This window comes from Herminiimonas aquatilis, from assembly GCF_042665175.1.
Lineage (GTDB): Bacteria > Pseudomonadota > Gammaproteobacteria > Burkholderiales > Burkholderiaceae_D > Oxalicibacterium > Oxalicibacterium aquatilis.
Window position 1 is genome coordinate 112,003 of record NZ_JBHTCC010000004.1, and the last position, 19,066, is coordinate 131,068.

The window sequence follows — 19,066 nt, forward strand, 5'->3', positions numbered from 1 at the left end:
ATTTGTTTCCCTTGAATCACCGTACCGGTGATTCAATTAGCCTGGACAATAAAAAAGGAAGCGCATGCGCTTCCTTTTTTATTTCTTGAACAGATACGCATTGCTAGCGCACCAATGCCTTCACCGCCGACCATTGACGTCGGGAAATCGGCAAGCGATCGTCTATGCCACGCAATATCACTTGCCATGCATCCTGCGTCTTGTCGCTTTCACCATCGCTGTCCGCATCCACCGTTAATTGTCCACGCTCAACGCCGGTGATCGCATCGCGCGCGACCAGTGCATTGCGATGGACGCGTATGAATTGCGCGGCAAACTCCAGCTCCAAAGAGGACAATGTACCTTCCAGCAGATACTCGCGCTCGCGTGTGCGCAAGGTCACATACTTCGCCTCCGCCTTCAAATACAGCACTTCGGCTACCGGCACCAATAACAAACGTCCGCGCTCCTGCACTGAAAAATTCTTGCGAGTCGCCTGCAGCGTGGTTGCAACTTCTGCAATCAATTTCGCTTGCGAACCCGTACTTTGCTTCAATGCCTTGACGCGAAGAATCGCGTCAGACAGGCGTGTCGCCCTTACAGGCTTCAAAAGATAATCCAGTGCGCGTACTTCAAACGCTTTCACCGCATATTCATCATATGCGGTGACAAAAATGATCGCCGGCGCCGGCGCATCATTCTGCGCAAGATGCGCGGCCATCTCGAGGCCCGTCATGCCCGGCATTTGCACATCCAGCAAAACAATGTCAGGGGTAAGTTCAGCAATTTTATCCAGCGCCTGTTGCGCCTGCGACGCTTCTCCAATCAACTCATGCGGACATTCCGCAGCAATATCCGACAACAAGGTCGTCAAACGCGCACGTGCCGGCGCTTCGTCATCGACAATCAAAATTCGCGGCATGTTAAGCAAGCTCATGCAGCAACCTTCTGATACGGCAAATAGACGCGGACCTCGAATTGTCCATCCACTACATTTGTCGCCAATTGCGCCTCCATATCGTATAAAAGAGCAAGTCGTTCACGGATATTATCCAGGGCCATGTGATTGCCGGTAGACACTACATCAGCATGATAAGGATTGGTCATCACAATCTCAATACGATCGCGTATGCGACTGATGGCGACCTGGATGGTGGCATTTTCCTGTGATGGCTCTACACCATAGTGCACGGCGTTTTCCAGCAAGGGTTGCAACAGCAAGGCTGGCGTTGTTGCGCGCTGCAACACATCGCCGGCGATATTGTCCATGTTCCATTTAACCTGCAGCCGCTCGCCCAGACGAATCTTTTCAATCGACAGGTATTGCATGCCTATCCTGACTTCATTGCCTAGCGTCGTGATCTCGCGCGTATCGCGCATCAGGATACGGAATAGATCGGCCATGTCTTCCAGCGTGGTTTCTGCGCGACGCGGCTCAGTGCGTATCAGGGACAACACGGCGTTTAAACTATTGAACAGGAAATGCGGGCGTATGCGCGCCTGCAGTGCCTGCAATCGGGCTTCAGCCAGGGCGGGCGAAAACGCACGCGTGCGCAATTCGAAATAATGCTGCAAACCGATACCGAATAGCGCTGCGCACACCATGCCCTCGGACACCGACAAGCGGCTCAGACTGATCAAGGTTAGAGGATCGTTCAGCAGATAGTGAATAATCAGGCCGGTGATGGCAGCCGGCACAACAGCGCAAGCAATGCGCTGTCCCCAAGGTGGTGTGGTTTTGATCAATCGACGCAAGCCACACAAGGCAAACAAGGATGTCAGGCTGGCCAACTCAATCAGCATTGACGCTTCGATAAAAGCCAACAAGCCGTTGTATACAGTGCTGGCCTGTATCAAGATCACCATCAGTGACACGCCGTTGACGAAGAGCAGCGATTTAACCATGATGCCGATGTTGCAACAGTCGGGGATCACGATTTCCAGCGGCTTGATGGGCGTTGACTCTGACGATGACGGCATGGTTTAAGGATTAATCACGGCTGGAATGGGAATGAAGGTTCGCTTGTTCTATAATCGCGTATTCATCAGGAAACAATTATGACAGCACAACTCTCCAAAAAAAGCGAAGCATGGTCGGCACGCTTCAACGAACCCGTCTCCGATCTGGTCAAACGTTACACCGCGTCGGTATTTTTCGACAAGCGTCTGGCACAGGTCGATATTCAGGGCTCGCTCGCACATGCGGAGATGCTTGCGTATCAGAATATCATCAGTCAGCAGGACCACGCCGAAATCAAACGCGGCATGACGCAGATTCTGGAAGAAATCAACGCCGGCAAGTTCGAATGGCTGCTGGATCTGGAAGATGTGCATCTGAATATTGAAAAACGCCTGACCGAACTGGTCGGCGACGCGGGCAAGCGCCTGCACACTGGCCGCTCGCGCAACGATCAGGTGGCAACCGATATCCGCCTTTATGTGCGTAGCGAGATTGACAATATCGTCGGCCTGTTGCGTGACTTGCGTCTGGCATTGCTGGATTTAGCTGAACAACACGCCGACACCATCCTGCCGGGCTTTACACATATGCAAGTGGCACAGCCGATTACTTTCGGTCATCACGTGCTGGCCTATGTTGAAATGTTTGGCCGCGATGCAGAGCGCATGCTGGATTGCCGCAAGCGCGTTAACCGCCTGCCGCTGGGTGCTGCTGCGCTGGCCGGCACTACCTTCCCTATCGATCGCGAACGCGTGGCAAAGACATTGGGTTTTGACGACGTCTGTCACAACTCGCTGGATGCGGTCTCGGATCGCGACTTCGCGATTGAGTTTTGTGCCGCCGCTGCACTGATCATGACGCATGTATCGCGCATGTCAGAAGAACTGGTGATCTGGATGAGTCCGCGCGTCGGCTTCATCGATATCGCCGATCGTTTCTGCACTGGCTCGTCCATCATGCCGCAAAAGAAAAATCCGGACGTACCGGAACTGGCACGCGGTAAAACCGGGCGCGTGAATGGTCACCTGATCGCATTGCTGACCCTGATGAAAGGCCAGCCGCTGGCCTACAACAAGGACAACCAGGAAGACAAGGAACCCTTGTTCGATACCGTCGACACGGTCATCGATACGCTGCGCATCTTTGCCGACATGGCGAGCGGCATTACCGTTAAGCCGGAAGCCATGCGTGCCGCAGCGCTGCAAGGTTACGCCACCGCAACCGATCTGGCCGACTACCTCGTGAAGAAGGGCCTACCCTTCCGCGACGCGCATGAAGCTGTTGCGCATGCAGTCCGTGCCTGCGTCGATCGTGGTTGCGACTTGAGTGATTTATCCCTCGAAGAACTGCACGTCTTTTCGAAGCTGATAGAAGCCGATATCTTTGAAGTGCTTACCCTTGAAGGCTCAGTGGCAGCACGCGATCATGTTGGCGGCACTGCTCCTAATCAGGTCCGCGCGGCCATCGCCAGAAATCGCGCCCAACTTGCCTGATGAGCAATGTGATCAGATCGCTGTGTCCAACACATGCCATCTGATCAACATTCACACAAATATTCTTCTACAAAAATCGAAATTTTTTCGTTAATTTCGACTTCTCACATATTCCGTAATGTTGGTGTCAGCTAGACTCTGTATGGTCATGCTCTGTGAAAATGGGATAAGCCTGTACGCGTCTAAAATGTGGTATCAAAAGTGCAGTCGCTTTATCTTCTTTATACTCATATAAATTAAAAGCATTTGCATGGGCATCTATCATCTGATTGCCATGCTGGTGTCTTGTTCAAATCCAATCTGGAGACCAAAAAACAATGTCTTTTTTGCTATCGCTTTCGCGATTCATTGACAATCTCAATGAAAAAATAGGCCATGGTATTAGCTGGGCTTTACTCATTGCTGTTCTTATCTGTACCGGTAATGCAGCAATACGTTACCTGTTCAACATCAGCTCCAATGGTTGGCTCGAAATTCAATGGTATTTGTTTGGCGCAATTTTTCTGCTGGCAACCTCTTATACGCTGCGACGCAATGAGCATGTACGCATTGACGTGATCGTTTCGCATTTTTCCAAACGTACGCAAGTCTGGATCGATCTGATTGGATTCATCTTGTTCCTGATGCCGGCCACATTATTGATTCTGTACTACTCGACGCCCTTCGCCTGGACCTCCATTCAAAGCCAGGAAGTTTCGAGCAATGCCGGTGGCCTGATTGTCTGGCCAGCCAAATTGCTGATACCGGTAGGTTTTGCATTACTCGCATTGCAAGGTATCTCGGAAATCATCAAACGTATCGGTTTTCTGCAAGGAAAAGTACCAGCCAGCGCGTTTGAAAAACAGGCTGCCACCCCTGAAGATGAAATCGCGGCGATCAAAGCTGCCAATCAAATTAACTGATCGCCAGGAACACTCATGACAGAATTTCTCATTGCGAACATGGCGCCGATCATGTTCGGCGCGCTCGTCGTATTTTTACTATCCGGTTTTCCGGTTGCGTTTTCTCTGGCTGCCAACGGTTTGTTCTTTGGCCTGGTAGGTATCGAACTTGGCTTGCTGAAGCCTGAATTACTGCAAGCTTTGCCGAATCGTATTTTCGGCATCATGGCCAACGATACCCTGCTGGCGATCCCATTCTTTACTTTCATGGGATTGATTCTGGAACGTTCGGGCATGGCTGAAGATTTGCTCGATACCATCGGTCAATTGTTCGGACCTCTGCGTGGCGGCGTGGCTTATGCCGTTATTTTTGTTGGCGCCTTGCTGGCAGCAACTACCGGTGTTGTCGCAGCATCGGTTATCTCGATGGGTTTGATTTCGCTGCCGGTCATGCTCCGCTACGGTTACGATAAAAAGATCGCCACGGGCGTGATTGCAGCATCAGGTACGCTGGCCCAAATCATTCCTCCATCTCTGGTGCTGATCGTTATGGCCGACCAATTGGGGCGTTCGGTTGGCGATATGTATCAAGCTGCATTCTTCCCAGGCCTGATGCTGACTGCAATGTACGCAGGCTACGTATTGGCGGTCTCGATATTCAAACCTAAATGGGTGCCAGCATTGCCGCCGGAAGCGCGCAATTTGCGCCAACCTGACGGCTCAAGCGGCGTCATTTCGCTTTTCATTCTGATTGCTGGCACTATTGCCGCCTGCTTTGCCATTGAACAGCTGCTGCTGGCAAGCAATCCTAAGCTGCATGCAGATGAAGGCATTATTTACGCCGCAACATTAAGTATTGCAGGTGCATTTCTGATTGCCTACGTTAATCGCAAAATGAAGCTGGGAATGCTGTCGAAAATCGCAGAACAAGTCGTGTTCGTGCTGGTTCCGCCACTTGCGCTGATTTTCCTGGTGCTCGGTACAATTTTCGTCGGTATCGCAACACCAACTGAAGGTGGCGGCATGGGTGCGTTTGGCGCACTGGTGCTGGCATTAATGAATCGTCGCCTGTCGTGGAGCCTGTTGAAGCAGGCCATGAATTCAACTTCCCGCCTGTCCTGCTTCGTCATGTTCATCCTGATCGGCTCCAGCGTGTTCGGGCTGATCTTCCGTGGCGTCAATGGCGATCTGTGGGTAGAGCACTTGCTGACGTCATTGCCGGGCGGTACCGCAGGCTTCCTGATCGTGGTCAACATCCTCTTCTTCGGTTTGGCGTTCTTCCTCGACTTCTTTGAATTGGCATTCATTCTGGTGCCGCTGGTTGGCCCTGTCGCTGAAAAATTAGGCATCGACCTGATCTGGTTCGGCGTGCTCTTGAGCGTCAACATGCAAACCTCATTCATGCATCCGCCGTTTGGCTTCGCCCTCTTCTATTTACGATCAGTCGCACCGAAGGAAGTAAAGACGTCGGATATTTACTGGGGCTCAGTACCTTTCGTCGTGATTCAAGTCATTATGGTCACGCTCATCATCGCCTTCCCGAACCTGATCTCGGTGGATAAAAAGACCGACATGAAGGAAAAAATAAAATTAGAAATCGATATGGGCGGCGGGCAGGAATATGGTGCACGTAGCGGCATGGAATTGAATTTTTCGGGTGGGGATGAACAACCGGCAGAAACGTCTGACGAAATTCAGCCCTTGAACTTCTCGACGGAACCAGACAAGAAGTAAGCAAATATTGCTCCTGACAATCCCGCATGATTCGCTCTGCGGGATTTTTTTTGCTTGCTGCATCTAGCCGTTGCACGTCACATTTTCTCTTGTCGCAAATAAAAACCAATCAGACGTAAAAAAACCCGTAACGCATAGGCGTTACGGGTTTTCGGATGCTTGCGTTTACTATTGCAGAACGCTTATTTGCGACCGATCATGAAGTTCTGGATCGGTGCTTCTGCCACAGAAGCCCATTGGTTCTGATCCTGACGGAAACGCTTCCACGGTTCGTAGATCTTCTTGAACTTGGCATTCTTCGCTGCTTCTTCATCCATTGTTTCCACGGCAGCCTTGTAGCAGGCTTCCATGATCGGCTTGGAGAACTGACGCAGCTTGACGCCATTTTTCAACAAACGTGCCAAGGCGGCAGGATTGCGTGCATCGTATTGCGCTTGCATCACAACGTGCGCTTCGTAGGAAGCGGCTTCTACCGCAGCCTGATATTGCTTAGGCAGCTTTTCCCATTCCTTGGTGCCGATATAGAACGACAGTTGCAAGCTTGGTTCCCACCAGCCTGGTGTGTAGTAGAAAGGCGCAACCTTGTTGAAGCCGAGTTTTTCATCGTCATAAGGTCCGATCCATTCTGCTGCATCGATCGTGCCTTTTTCCAGCGCAGGATAGATATCACCACCAGCGATCTGTTGCGGTACCAGACCGAGGCGTTGCATAACGCGACCAGCGAAACCGCCGATACGCATTTTCAAGCCTTGCAAATCTTTGACTTCCTTGATCTCTTTACGGAACCAGCCACCCATCTGGGTGCCGGTGTTACCGCCCAGGAAGTTGACGATGCCATAATCCTTGAAGAAGTCGCGGGTCAGTTCACGACCACCGCCCTGGTCGAACCAAGCGGTTTGCTGACGCGAAGTCAGGCCGAAAGGGACCACCGCATCGAATGCGAATGTAGGATCTTTACCGAAGTAATAGTAAGAAGCAGAGTGACCGATTTCAACAGTACCGGCTTGCACAGCATCCATCACTTGCAATGCCGGAACAATCTCGCCACCTGCGAAAGGACGGATATTGAACTTGCCGTCAGTCAGTTGTGTAACACGTTTGGTAAACACATCTGCTGCGCCATAAATCGTGTCTAGCGATTTAGGGAAGCTGGATGCCAAACGCCAGTTAATCGTTGGATTGGCTTGCGCAAAAGATGGCACAGCAACCGCGCCGGCAGATGCGCCAACCGCTGCTTTTTTAAGGAATGAACGACGTTCCATTTTGTCTCCAGATTGGTTAAGGACAAGACTTCTATCAAGCATGTTCGCGAAAAAATGTTGACGAATATGCGCAATAAAAAACCGAGTTGTAAGTGTGACGTAAGCCCTGCAAAGTAGTAAAAATTTACAGCCTTCCGCTATAAAACAACTGGCATAACCATACTACGAAAACGCCGTATTAACCACCAGCAACCACCATATTTTCAATCAATATAGAACCGGTTTGTTTCGTTCCGCGCACGAGCGTATCTGCACCAATTGCGACCACCTGCATGAAGATATCTTTCATGTTGCCGGCGATCGTGATTTCTTCAACCGGGTATTGAATAATGCCCTTCTCGACCCAGAAGCCTGAAGCGCCACGCGAATAATCGCCGGTCACATAATTCACGCCCTGCCCCATCAACTCGGTCACCAGCAAACCGGTATCGAGCTTCTTCAGCATCGCCTTGAAATTATCGGTAGGCACGGTCAATGAAGATGTCATGCACAAATTATGCGAACCACCAGCATTGCCCGTGGTCTGCATGCCGAGTTTGCGCGCGGAATACGTAGACAAGAAGTAGCCTTGCACGACACCATCCTTGACCACGTCGCGACGGCTGGTTTTCACACCCTCCTCATCGAAAGGCGACGAGCCGACTGCGCCGATCACGTGCGGGTCTTCCGTAATTTGCACGTGTGATGCGAACGCAGACTTGCCGAGCGAATCCAGCAGGAAGGTCGATTTGCGATACAGTGCACCGCCGGATACCGCCTGCACGAAAGCACCCAGCAAACCGGCGGCCAACGGAGCTTCAAACAATACCGGACATGTACGGGTGTCGATCTTGCGCGCATTCAAGCGCGCCAATGCACGTTGCGCCGCGTAACAACCCACCGCTTCGGGTGCTGCCAATTTTTTCGGATCGCGCATCGATGTATACCAGTCATCGCGCTGCATATTGCTACCTTTTCCGGCAATCGGCGCGACCGAAATCGTGTGGCGTGAATACGGGTAACCACCTATGAAACCGCGCGAATTGGCAGAAACAAAATGCGATTGCTGTGCGTAGACGCTGGCACCCTCGCTGTTGGTAATGCGCTTATCGACGGCAAAGGCAGCGGCCTCGCCGCGCTGGGCCAGTTCGACCGCTTCTTCGGTTGAAATCAACCACGGATAGCAAAGCTTCAAATCCTGCGGATTGCGTTCCAGCAAATCGTCATCCGGCAAACCGGCGCAATCATCTTCTGCCGTAAAACGGGCAATGTTATAAGCCGCTTCGACCGTGTCTTTCAACGCTTTTTGCGAAAGATCAGAGGTACTCGCATTGCCGCGACGGATATGGCGCTCTTCGCCCAGATACACCGTAACGCCCATGCCCTTGTCTTTGTTTTGCTCTATCGTTTCGACGCCGCCCTTGCGCACCGAAACCGACAAACCGCTGCCTTCGCTGATCTCTACTGCCGCGCCAGACGCGCCTTTTTCCTTTGCATAACGCAAAACATCCTGCGCAAGTTGCTTTAACTGATCTTGACTATGTATAAACACTGATTCGCTCATGGGGGTCGTTTTCTTCGGGAATGCGTATAAAACAGTTATGATAGCAGTCGTTTACAGAATGGCTATACGCCTTACCCTCAGATCATGCCAAATCCCAACCGAGGCTCCTGCGGCTTCCAGTCGACAGAATTCGAACAGGAATACGAGCGCCCGTCCAAATCCGAGCTCAAACGCCAGATGACTGCCCTGCAAAAGCTGGGAGCAGAACTGATTGCCGAGCCGCGCGACCGCGTTAAACGCGTCCCTATGCCGGAAGACGTGCGCGATGCCATCCTTGAATGCCAGTTGATCAAGGATCACGAAGGACGTCGCCGCCAATTGCAATATGTGGGCAAGAAAATGCGCTCGCTGGAAGAACACGAACTCGCCGCGATCCAGAAAATGCTCGACAGCTGGAAAGGCGCATCCAAATCGGAAACCGCCGCGCTGCATGCGATTGAACGCAAACGCGACAAGCTGCTGGCCGATGACAAAGCACTGACCGTTCTGCTGGAACAAAATCCACAACTGGAAGCCCAGCATCTACGCACCTTGATCCGCAATGCACGCAAGGAACAGGCAGAGAACAAACCGCCGAAGGCTTACCGCGAACTGTTCCAGATTCTAAAATCATTGCAAGCGCCTGCTGCCCAACCTACGGATGACGAAGACGATGTCGATGAAGACCAATCCTGATGAATTGAAGATCGGTCTGGTATCGATTTCCGACCGCGCCTCCAGCGGCGTCTATGAAGATCAAGGCATTCCGGCCCTCCAAGCATGGTTCACCGCCGCACTCAGCAGTGCATGGCAAATGGAAACCAGGCTGATCCCGGACGAGCAAGCTGCAATTGAACAAGCCCTGATAGAACTAGTCGATGTGGAACGTTGCGACCTGGTCATTACCACTGGCGGCACCGGTCCGGCCCGTCGCGATGTGACACCGGAAGCGACCTTGGCGGTCGCCACCAAAGAGATGCCGGGCTTCGGCGAACAGATGCGCCAGATCAGCCTGCACTTCGTACCGACTGCGATCCTGTCGCGTCAGGTCAGCGTCATCCGCGAGACCTCAGATCATGCGGCCCTGATCATGAACCTGCCCGGCCAGCCAAAATCCATCAAGGAAACCCTGGAAGGCTTGAAAGATGCGGACGGCAAGCAACTCGTCGGCGGCATCTTTGCTGCAGTGCCTTACTGCATAGACCTGATGGGCGGCCCTTATGTCGAGACCAACGAAGTCATCTGCAAGGCCTGGCGCCCCAAGCACGCAATCCGTCCGGCAAAATAATTCTGAGTAAGTAACTCTTACTAATCTCTGTAAATTTTTCTCCGCAATTCCACATCAAATCATGACTCTGAAAACCGTCGAACTTGTTACTGCTCCCAACCCAACCGTAGCCGTCATCTGGATGCATGGCCTCGGTGCCGATGGCAATGACTTCGTGCCTATCGTCAAGGAACTCGATCTGGAAGGCTGTCCTGCCATCCGCTTCGTCTTCCCGCATGCGCCCATGATGGAAGTCACGATCAATGGCGGCCGCATGATGCCGGCATGGTTTGATATTTCATCGAGCGAATTTGGCCGGGACGATGACGAAGCAAGCGTGCGTAGTTCTGAAGCTGACATCCGCGCCTTGATCGAACGCGAAAAAGAGCGTGGCATTGCAGCCGACAAAATTCTCATTGGCGGTTTTTCGCAAGGTTGCGCGATGACCTTCCAAACCGGCTTGCGCTACCCAGAAAAACTCGGCGGCCTGCTGTGCCTGTCCGGCTATCTGACACTGGAAGATTCTTTCGAAGCTGAACGCAGCGAAGCCAACAAAAACATTCCTATCTATTACGGCCATGGTCGCGGCGATCAGGTGATCCCGATCACGCGTGCGCAGCAAACGCTGGCACTGCTACAGAAGCACGGCTACAACGTTGAGTGGCACGAGTACAACATGCCGCATTCAGTGTGCATGGAAGAGATAGATGACATCAGCAACTTCCTGAAAAAGGTGCTGAAGTAAGGTTTTTCTTTTTGCTGATGTGAAAGACGCGCTTGACGCGTCTTTTTTTCGTCCCGAAGAGATTAGTGTCTTGCCTACGATTCTGAATCTGTTCTTTCTCCCTTGATTCTCAGATACCGGGGGGCGGCCCGGCAAGTCACCACGAAGAGAAAACCAAATCCGTAACCTCAAGACAAACAAATAAAAATGCCGCTCAACAAACTCCGAGCGGCATTTCAAAAAAATCAGGGAATAAAACTTACTTGAACACTACTGTCTTGTGGCCATTCAACAAGATGCGATGTTCAACAAAATACTTCACCGCCCGCGCTAACACCACACACTCCACATCGCGGCCAATCGCAGTCAAGGTTGCAGGATCCATCGCATGATCAACACGCGCTACATCCTGCTCGATGATAGGGCCCTCATCCAGATGCCCGGTCACGAAATGCGCGGTAGCACCGATCAGCTTCACGCCGCGATCATGAGCCTGATAATACGGCTTGGCACCTTTGAAACTAGGCAGGAAGGAATGATGAATATTGATCGCGCGACCTTCCAGTGCGCCACACATGGTCGGCGACAAAATTTGCATGTAACGCGCCAACACAACCAGATCGATATCGGCTGCTTTTACAATTTCCAGAATCCGCTCTTCCTGCGCACGCTTGCCATCTTCCGATGCCCCCGCCGCTACCGGCAGATGGTGGAATGGAATGTTGTAACTCGCAGCCAACTGATAGAAATCAGTATGATTGGATACGATCGCAGGTATCTCTACCGGCAACAAACCACTCTTGTAGCGGAACAATAAATCGTTCAGACAGTGCCCGATTCTGGAAACCATCAATAACACACGCGGCTTTTTCAGCGCATCGTGCAATTGCCAGCTCATTTGTATCGTATCGGCCAGCAAGCCGAACGCTACACGCAACACTTTTTCGGTAAGCGTATTGTCTTCCGCTGCAAAATGCACACGCATGAAAAAAAGTTTCGACTGTTGATCGCCAAACTGCGCGGAGTCAATGATATTGCAGCCGTGATCGGCCAACAAACCGGATACGCGTTGCACGATACCGCGCTGATCTATACACGACAGATTAAGAATGTATTGTGGTTGCGTCATAGAGTCTGATCACAAAAGAAGCGCTTGAACTTCCAGCGAGCCAAGTGATTGTCGCACGGCTAGCGCACACAGACAAAAGATGCGCTTATCGTCAGCTGGTCAGACCACATTGCCCGTAATACAGGGCGACCATCCTAAAACGAAAACGCCGATAGCCTGCACCAGAAAAACTGGTTCAGACTATCGGAAACAACAGGCTTTAAGTGTTTAACGAATCAAATGCTTTTTGCAACAGACAATCCCTTGGTCGGTGTAGCAGTACCAACCTGCACATCACCCATCAACTGACCGCCCTCTTCTATCACTACGTTGCCGTAGCGTATCTTGCCCGACACTTTGCCGGACGCATAAATCACCAGCTTCTGGCGCACTGTCAATTCACCATCGAAGGTACCGTGAATTTCCGCAATGTCGATGCCCGCCGATCCCTTGAAGGATCCATCCTTGGAAATTTGAATCACACGTGAGTCCATCGTGGCTTCAACAAAACCTTCAACTACCAGGGTGTCGCAATCGGTGATTTCCACGCCCTTGAGTTTGATGTTGGGGCCGACGATCAACTTGCTACCGACTTCGTTCGTACTAGGCGCAGGTGCCTGGCTGGCAGACGGGTTATTGAAATTACTGCTGGTGGAAGGAGCTGGCTTCGCATGAAAACCGGCACTCGATGTAGTTGACAACGCAGGGGAACTGCCTGTGTTCGATGGAGGATTTGGCGTATTGGATTCTCGCTTGCCAAAAAGCGTGTCAGATCGAAGCATGAAATCTCCTGTATGAATAATTGTCGCAATGACGCGAAAGTTGATGTGTAAGCTCACAGCTTCAGCTGCGCATCGCGCGTAAACGACGTTGCCGCTTTATCTGATATGCATTTCCAAAATGCAGCTTGCAGATGAGTAATGCTCGTGCCTGCCGCATCTGCAATTGGTACGTACGCTTTTATGAAAGTTCGTATTTGTTACATTTTTTATCGAGCGCTTTTATAAAATTTACCAAAAGCGAAGTGCTTAAATTTTAAGCAGATTGCCGTAGCGCATTTTTAATAAAACTTTTTCGAACAACTTCACCTTCGTCATGCTTGGATAAATGATCCAACTTCGATTTTAAAAAATGCCTGATCGTTTTATATAAAGCATTTGTATTTTTCCTGAGCAATAAACCCGCACAAAATGCATCTTGCTAATTGCCTGTGTCTTTGCACCCCACATATTTCCATCCTTGACAATTTATTATCGGCAAGCAACCATGCTGCAGGCATCCAGATAAAAATAAATCATTCAGGGAGAACACATGACGGATACTTCCGTTTTTCGGCCGACAAATGAAGAAGAGCTGCAGCAGACCGGCCCATTAGCATTTTCATTCAACGGCACTGGTGGCGAATACTTCCGCATCTGGATAGTCAATCTGCTTTTATCGATCATCACACTGGGGATTTACTCCGCCTGGGCCAAGGTAAGACGGCTCAAGTATTTCTATGGCAACACGACTGTTGCCAGCTCCAGCTTTGAATACCACGGCAATCCCGTCGCCATTCTTAAAGGCCGATTCGTCGCCGTTATTTTGATCATTGCGTATAACCTCGCGCTGGAAGCGTCAGGTATCGTTGCCTTGTTGATGATCATCGCCGTGGTGTTTTCGGCGCCCTGGCTGATTTGGAAAAGTCTGCAATTCAAACTATATAACTCCAGCTATCGCGGCATACGCTTCGGCTTTCGCGGCTCGCTGAAGCAAGCGTATCTGGTGTATCTACTGTGGCCACTACTGTCGGCTATCACCTTCTTTTTAGCCGCGCCGTTCGCCCACCAGCGGCTGAAGAGATTTCAGCATCGAGAAAGTCGCTTCGGCGGCACCCACTTTTCCTTCAATGCCACAGTCGGCGCATTTTATAAATGCTACTTGATGTTTTTTGCAATCTGGCTGGCCGGCTTCACGCTTATCTGCGTTTTATTTGGCGGCACTATCTATGCCATGATCACGAGCGGTGACATGGGAGATACGGCTGATGCCAGCAGCGCCTTCGCTGTTTTTGCTTTTGTGTTCGCCCTGTATGTGTGGATGTTTTTGGTCTTTCCCATCTTTGCGACACTGATCCAGAATCTGATCTGGAACAATACAGGTCTGGGTGAGCATCGCTTTCAAAGCAATATGAAATGGTCACGTGTTTCCTTTATTGCGATCACCAATATCCTCGGCATTATCTGCACGCTCGGTCTGTACCTGCCGTTCGCTCAAATCCGATATATGAAGTATCGGGTGGAAGCGATGACCTTGCACCCAGCCGGCAGCCTCGATCATTTCGTTGCAGCAACGCAGGCACAAGCTGGGGCAACCGGCGAGGGTTTGACCGATCTATTGGATTTTGACTTGTCTCTGTGATGACACCAGTCCCGGCATCCTATTTCGATGGAAAAACGTCACGTGCACATCACGTGACGTTGTCGGTGGTGGACGGGATGGCGATTGTCGACGGCGATGCACAACGTACGGCGCCGATTACCGCATTGAGAGTATCCGAACGCACCCGCAACGGTGGGCGCAAGGTGACGTTTCCCGACGATACCTATCTTGAAATCAGTGACGCATCCGAGTTTGATATTTTGCTGGCCGAAACCGGCTATCGGGATTCGATTGTCGTACGCATGCAGCAAAGCTGGCGCAATGCGTTGATAGGCTTGATTGCAACGATTGCGATTATGCTGCTCCTCTATTTGTATGCGTTGCCAGTCGCGGCAGACATCGTCGCAAAGGCACTGCCGGCAAGCGTGGAACGCTCTATCAGTACCGGCACACTGGAGTTCCTGGATAAACGCATACTCGCGCCCAGCGAGCTGCCTGCGGCCAGGCAAGAATCAATCATCAAGAACTTTCAAAGAATGGTGCTGCCGAAAGAAGGAGTGCCATCGTACGAAATCATTTTCCGTCAAAGTAACATAGGGCCGAATGCCTTTGCCCTGCCATCGGGACAAATCATCATGACCGATGAGCTGGTCAAGCTGATGAGCAATGATGAGCAAGTCATAGGCGTGCTCGCACATGAACTAGGCCATTTACATGAACGTCATTTGATGCGCCGCATAGTGCAAAGCTCGGCGATCGGGGCAGTGATTACAGTGATATTCGGCGATGTATCATCCATCATTGCAACAGTACCCACCGTCATGCTGGACATGAAGTATTCGCGCGATGCAGAGCGTGAAGCTGACAATTATGCGATCGCGATGATGAAGGCGAACGGCATTCCGCTCACGCAATTGGCAGAGAGTTTTGAACGGATGAAAGCGAAGGAAGGCGCAACACCGCCACCGTATTTATCCAGCCATCCATCGACGGAAGAACGGATCGCCCATATTCAGAACGCTCGCTAAGTTGGCGTTTATCCGATTGCTGCTCAGATAGAAAAAAGCCTGCAAATATTTTTGCAGGCTTTTTATTGGCTGAGCCATCTTCAGCCTCATGCCTGCCAAAGCGGCAGACGAAAAAAAACGCTGCGTATCAGGCAGCGTTTTTAATACAAGCTTTGTTATCCGCTAAATCTTAGTTACGGACTACGCGTTTGTATTCATTGGTACGGGAATCAATTTCAATCACGTCGTCGGTGCTGACGAACAACGGTACTTGAACAGTGTAGCTGTGCGCTTCAACAGCGTTTTCGATCTTGGCTTCTTTCAAGACGTTACCGGAAGTATTGCCTTTGACTGCAGGCTCCGAATACACGACTTTACGAGCGATGGTGATAGGCAATTCCACAGAAATCGCTTTGCCATCATAGAAGACGGCTTCGCATTCCATGCCGTCTTTCAGGTAATGCAAGGCATCGCCCAGATTTTCTTCTTCGATTTCGTACTGGTTATATTCTTCGTCCATGAAGACGAACAAAGGATCAGCAAAGTACGAATAAGTAACCGGCTTCTTGTCCAGAACCACCACGTCAAATTTGTCGTCACCGCGGAACACGTTTTCCATCGGGCTGTTGGTCAGAAGATTTTTCATCTTCCATTTATAGGTGAAGCCAGTGCGGCTAGAACCGTTTACATCGGAACGCAACACGATGAAAGGTTTTGCATCCACCATAATGATGTTGCCAACGCGAATTTCTTTTGCAGGTTTCATAAAAAGTATACGTAAAAAGTAAGTTGCATAAAAATCATCTGTCGCCTGCTGGCCAAAGCCACGTAAGCTCACGTTTGATCGAAAAATCGTTATACCGGGGTTACCACGAGCGACTTGCACAAGTACTCATCAGTACGCGGCGGGGCGATAACGGGTCAGTAAATTAACCGCGAATTATACCTAGTTTTTCGCTGCCACTGACCGCAGCGAGACCGCAAATTGCAACAAATTAGACGCTAAATCCCCGTTTGCCAGCATTTGTTGCTGCCAATCTGCAGATCGCTGTGTAATTTTCGGCATCTCGGCCAGCAAACCTGTCCATAGCGCGGACCAGTCGTTTTGCTCTTCGCCATTTGCTGTCAACGCTCCATTCCAGCACAGGGAAGCTGTAGACAAGCTATCAATATCGGCAGAGTAGCGCGTTAAAAATGCACGTAATTTTTTGTGATGCAGGTTCTCGTCTTGCGGATAGATATGCCAGATGAACGGCTTGCCGGTCCACTGCGCCCTCACCCATGAATCCTCGCCGCGCACAAAATTCAGATCGCACGCCCACAACAGCTTGTCGTAGTCGGGTTGCGCAACAAACGGCAGCACGCGTACGGTGAGCGCGCCGCGCATGCGAGCCGCTCCGGCTTTCGCTTCCGTGCCAAGAAATGCGTGAATCGAATCGCTGGCAACGCCTTCCGGCACCAAACAGGTAAGAGCCACCTCACTGTTTTGCCATGCATCGAACAAGGCTACAACCGGTGCATGCGGATAACAGAACAAGGACACTTTGGTCGATGCCATCTCTGTCGGTGTCACGCCAAACTGCGCCAGAAATTCCGTCATCTTTGTCGGATTGGACTGGAAGTCTTCGCGTTGCGCTTCCAGCGCTGATTCGCGCAGCAAGCCGCCGGTTTTTCCGGTAAAGCCAGGGAAGAAAAAATGCTTGGTCAAAGGCAGACGCGGATGGGACGAAGGCAAGGTATGACAACCTTCTACCCATTCTTCCGCGGTCAAGCCTTCCAGATTCAGCCACACCGGCTGCGGATCGCATTCGGCCATGGCTGCAATATAGCCAGGCGGAATATCGCAAGCAAAAAACTCAATCACGATGTCGGCGATGTCACTGGGCGCGAACATGCCGTTCTGCTCTTGCCAATGGCGAATCGTTACACCGAAAATTTTCTGCTCTTCAGCGTCAAGCGAGACTTCCGGGCAGATACGCTGAAAGCTGCGCAAATCATCCACCCACAGGGTGACGAGAATGTCGTGCTCTGTTTGCAGTTGCCTTGCGAGGCGCCAACAAATACCGATGTCGCCGTAGTTATCGACGACGCGGCAAAACAGATGCAAGGTTTGGGGGAAGGTCATGCCAGCAGCCAAAAATTTAATTCACGCATGATAGACGATGTGTGCAAAAAAACGCATCACACACATCGTCCGAGCGTTACTGCAACCTGTCAATGCGCACCTGCGGCATCGGCAGGCGCACTGGATTTGCTCGGCTTGGTCATCCAGATGAAGGAAATCAGAACCAGGAACAAAATTGCAGATATCCAGAAAATATCAGTTGCCGCTAGCGTACTGGCCTGCACGGTCATTGAACGATCAATCACCGCCCAGGCACCCTGCTCCGTCATACCGCGCGACATCAAGGCCTGCACCGACTGGGTGAAAGCAGGATTATGCGGACCGGTATGTTCGGCCAGCTGCGCGTGATGCAGGATCGTGCGGTTATCCCATATGGTCGATGTCACCGAAGTCCCGATGCCACCGAACATGATGCGAACGAAATTCGATAAACCGGCCGCAGCTGGAATCTTGTCATGCGATTGACCGGACAGGATGATGGACGTCAAAGGAATGAAGAACATCGCCATCGCTGCGCCTTGAATCACGGTGGGAATCATCAGTGTCAATACATCCACATCCTGCGTGAATTGTGAGCGCATGAAAAACACCAAGGCGAAAATCAGGAAAGCCGTTGTTGCGACCCAGCGAGCATCGATCTTCGGTAACAGCTTGCCAACAATCGGCGACAAAATGATCGCAAAGATCCCCACCGGCGCCATGACTTTTCCCGCTTCGGTCGCGGTATATCCCAATTGCGTCTGCAACCAAAGCGGCAAAATTACCAGACTGCCAAAGAACAAACCGTAAGCGACGGAAATCGCAATCACGCCACCGCTGAAGTTACGCCCTTTAAAAAGGGATAAATCGACCACCGGATGGGCTTCACCGACTTCCCAGATAATGAAGTAAATGAAGGCCACCACCGCAACTGAAGCAAGAATAATGATTTCACCCGAATGGAACCAATCGAGTTCCTTGCCCTTATCCAGCATCAGTTGCAGACAACCTACCCACAATACCAGCAGCACCAAACCAACCTTGTCGATCGGCAGCTTGTAAGTTGTCGATTCACGTTCGCGATAGATGGACCACGTCGCCCATGCGGCAAAAATACCGATGGGAATATTGATATAGAAGATCCACGGCCATGTGTAGTTATCCGAAATCCAGCCGCCCAACAAAGGACCCGCAACCGGTGCCACCAGCGTCGTCATGCCCCAAAACGCCAGTGCCATCCCGCTCTTGGCGGGCGGATAACTGGAAAGCAGCAAGGCTTGCGACAAGGGAATCATGGGGCCGGCAACCGCGCCCTGCAAAATGCGCGCAGCAATCAGGATTTCAATACTGGGAGCCAAACCGCACAAACAGGAAGCCAGCACGAACAACAAGATCGACGTGATGAAAAGACGGACCTGACCAAAGCGTTGCGTCAGCCAGCCGGTCAACGGCACCGAAATCGCATTGGCCACTGCGAACGAGGTAATCACCCACGTACCTTGTTGCGGTGACACGCCAAGATCGCCGGAAATCGCCGGAATGGACACATTCGCAATCGATGAATCGAGCACGTTCATGAACACTGCCAGCGACAAGGCAAGCGTGCCGACAACGAGTGGTGTACCGCTCAGCGGCGGTAATGGTGAACGAGGAGTCGCACTCAT

The 19,066-nt window shown here is 51.3% G+C and carries 17 protein-coding genes; 8 read left to right on the forward strand and 9 right to left on the reverse strand.

The annotated features are described in order from the left end of the window. Nucleotides 1–103: 103 nt before the first annotated feature. Together ACFQO0_RS15170 and ACFQO0_RS15175 are read right to left on the reverse strand one after the other, a co-directional pair. Entirely contained in the window at nt 104–916 is an 813-nt protein-coding gene (locus ACFQO0_RS15170) for a LytR/AlgR family response regulator transcription factor (protein WP_382236246.1), read from the reverse strand. Beyond that, entirely contained in the window at nt 913–1,959 is a 1,047-nt protein-coding gene (locus ACFQO0_RS15175; protein ID WP_382236249.1) for a sensor histidine kinase, read from the reverse strand. The genes ACFQO0_RS15170 and ACFQO0_RS15175 overlap by 4 nt, the downstream gene beginning before the upstream one ends. A gap of 78 nt (nt 1,960–2,037) precedes the next feature. Here ACFQO0_RS15175 and argH point away from each other — a divergent pair, with 78 nt between their 5' ends. From argH to ACFQO0_RS15190, 3 genes are all read left to right on the forward strand, one after another. Continuing rightward, the gene (gene argH / locus ACFQO0_RS15180; protein ID WP_382236252.1) at nt 2,038–3,432 is read left to right on the forward strand and encodes an argininosuccinate lyase; all 1,395 of its coding nucleotides are present in this window, start codon (nt 2,038–2,040) and stop codon (nt 3,430–3,432) included. A gap of 317 nt (nt 3,433–3,749) precedes the next feature. Beyond that, on the forward strand, nt 3,750–4,334 hold the full coding sequence (locus ACFQO0_RS15185) for a TRAP transporter small permease subunit (protein ID WP_382236255.1): 585 nt from the start codon (nt 3,750–3,752) through the stop codon (nt 4,332–4,334). 15 nt (nt 4,335–4,349) lie between these two features. Then, the gene (locus ACFQO0_RS15190; protein ID WP_382236258.1) at nt 4,350–6,047 is read left to right on the forward strand and encodes a TRAP transporter large permease; all 1,698 of its coding nucleotides are present in this window, start codon (nt 4,350–4,352) and stop codon (nt 6,045–6,047) included. 182 nt (nt 6,048–6,229) lie between these two features. Here ACFQO0_RS15190 and ACFQO0_RS15195 read toward each other — a convergent pair whose 3' ends face one another. After that, complete coding sequence (locus ACFQO0_RS15195; protein WP_112991989.1) at nt 6,230–7,309, reverse strand: TRAP transporter substrate-binding protein; 1,080 nt, start codon at nt 7,307–7,309, stop codon at nt 6,230–6,232. A gap of 178 nt (nt 7,310–7,487) precedes the next feature. After that, a complete protein-coding gene (gene pmbA, locus ACFQO0_RS15200) occupies nt 7,488–8,852 on the reverse strand; it encodes a metalloprotease PmbA (protein ID WP_382236261.1) in 1,365 nt (454 codons plus the stop codon). Between the two features lie 84 nt (nt 8,853–8,936). Here pmbA and yjgA point away from each other — a divergent pair, with 84 nt between their 5' ends. The 3 genes from yjgA to ACFQO0_RS15215 all read left to right on the forward strand — a co-directional run bounded on the left by yjgA (nt 8,937) and on the right by ACFQO0_RS15215 (nt 10,843). Next, nucleotides 8,937–9,527: a ribosome biogenesis factor YjgA gene (gene yjgA / locus ACFQO0_RS15205; RefSeq protein ID WP_382236263.1), complete on the forward strand. Its 591-nt coding sequence runs from the start codon at nt 8,937–8,939 to the stop codon at nt 9,525–9,527. After that, on the forward strand, nt 9,505–10,119 hold the full coding sequence (gene mog, locus ACFQO0_RS15210) for a molybdopterin adenylyltransferase (protein WP_382236266.1): 615 nt from the start codon (nt 9,505–9,507) through the stop codon (nt 10,117–10,119). The genes yjgA and mog overlap by 23 nt, the downstream gene beginning before the upstream one ends. Nucleotides 10,120–10,180: 61 nt before the next feature. After that, on the forward strand, nt 10,181–10,843 hold the full coding sequence (locus ACFQO0_RS15215) for an alpha/beta hydrolase (protein ID WP_382236269.1): 663 nt from the start codon (nt 10,181–10,183) through the stop codon (nt 10,841–10,843). Between the two features lie 238 nt (nt 10,844–11,081). On the opposite strand, the gene purU is transcribed toward ACFQO0_RS15215, so the two are convergent. Both purU and ACFQO0_RS15225 read right to left on the reverse strand, forming a co-directional pair. Beyond that, nucleotides 11,082–11,951 carry a formyltetrahydrofolate deformylase gene (purU, locus tag ACFQO0_RS15220; RefSeq protein ID WP_382236271.1) on the reverse strand — a complete coding sequence of 290 codons (870 nt, stop codon included), beginning with the start codon at nt 11,949–11,951 and terminating at the stop codon, nt 11,082–11,084. Nucleotides 11,952–12,166: 215 nt separating this feature from the next. Then, nucleotides 12,167–12,712 carry a bactofilin family protein gene (locus ACFQO0_RS15225; RefSeq protein WP_382236274.1) on the reverse strand — a complete coding sequence of 182 codons (546 nt, stop codon included), beginning with the start codon at nt 12,710–12,712 and terminating at the stop codon, nt 12,167–12,169. A 529-nt stretch (nt 12,713–13,241) separates the two neighbouring features. Here ACFQO0_RS15225 and ACFQO0_RS15230 point away from each other — a divergent pair. Both ACFQO0_RS15230 and ACFQO0_RS15235 read left to right on the forward strand, forming a co-directional pair. Next, a complete protein-coding gene (locus tag ACFQO0_RS15230; protein ID WP_382236277.1) occupies nt 13,242–14,330 on the forward strand; it encodes a YjgN family protein in 1,089 nt (362 codons plus the stop codon). Next, the gene (locus tag ACFQO0_RS15235; protein WP_382236502.1) at nt 14,330–15,319 is read left to right on the forward strand and encodes a M48 family metallopeptidase; all 990 of its coding nucleotides are present in this window, start codon (nt 14,330–14,332) and stop codon (nt 15,317–15,319) included. The genes ACFQO0_RS15230 and ACFQO0_RS15235 overlap by 1 nt, the downstream gene beginning before the upstream one ends. 169 nt (nt 15,320–15,488) lie before the next feature. On the opposite strand, the gene ACFQO0_RS15240 is transcribed toward ACFQO0_RS15235, so the two are convergent. The 3 genes from ACFQO0_RS15240 to ACFQO0_RS15250 form a co-directional block, all read right to left on the reverse strand. After that, nucleotides 15,489–16,064, reverse strand: a complete 576-nt coding sequence (locus ACFQO0_RS15240; protein ID WP_382236280.1) for an elongation factor P — start codon at nt 16,062–16,064, stop codon at nt 15,489–15,491. 180 nt (nt 16,065–16,244) lie between these two features. After that, nucleotides 16,245–17,423, reverse strand: coding sequence for an elongation factor P maturation arginine rhamnosyltransferase EarP (gene earP, locus ACFQO0_RS15245; protein WP_382236283.1), 1,179 nt, complete (start codon nt 17,421–17,423; stop codon nt 16,245–16,247). A gap of 89 nt (nt 17,424–17,512) precedes the next feature. Then, nucleotides 17,513–19,066: a DHA2 family efflux MFS transporter permease subunit gene (locus tag ACFQO0_RS15250; RefSeq protein WP_465261974.1), complete on the reverse strand. Its 1,554-nt coding sequence runs from the start codon at nt 19,064–19,066 to the stop codon at nt 17,513–17,515.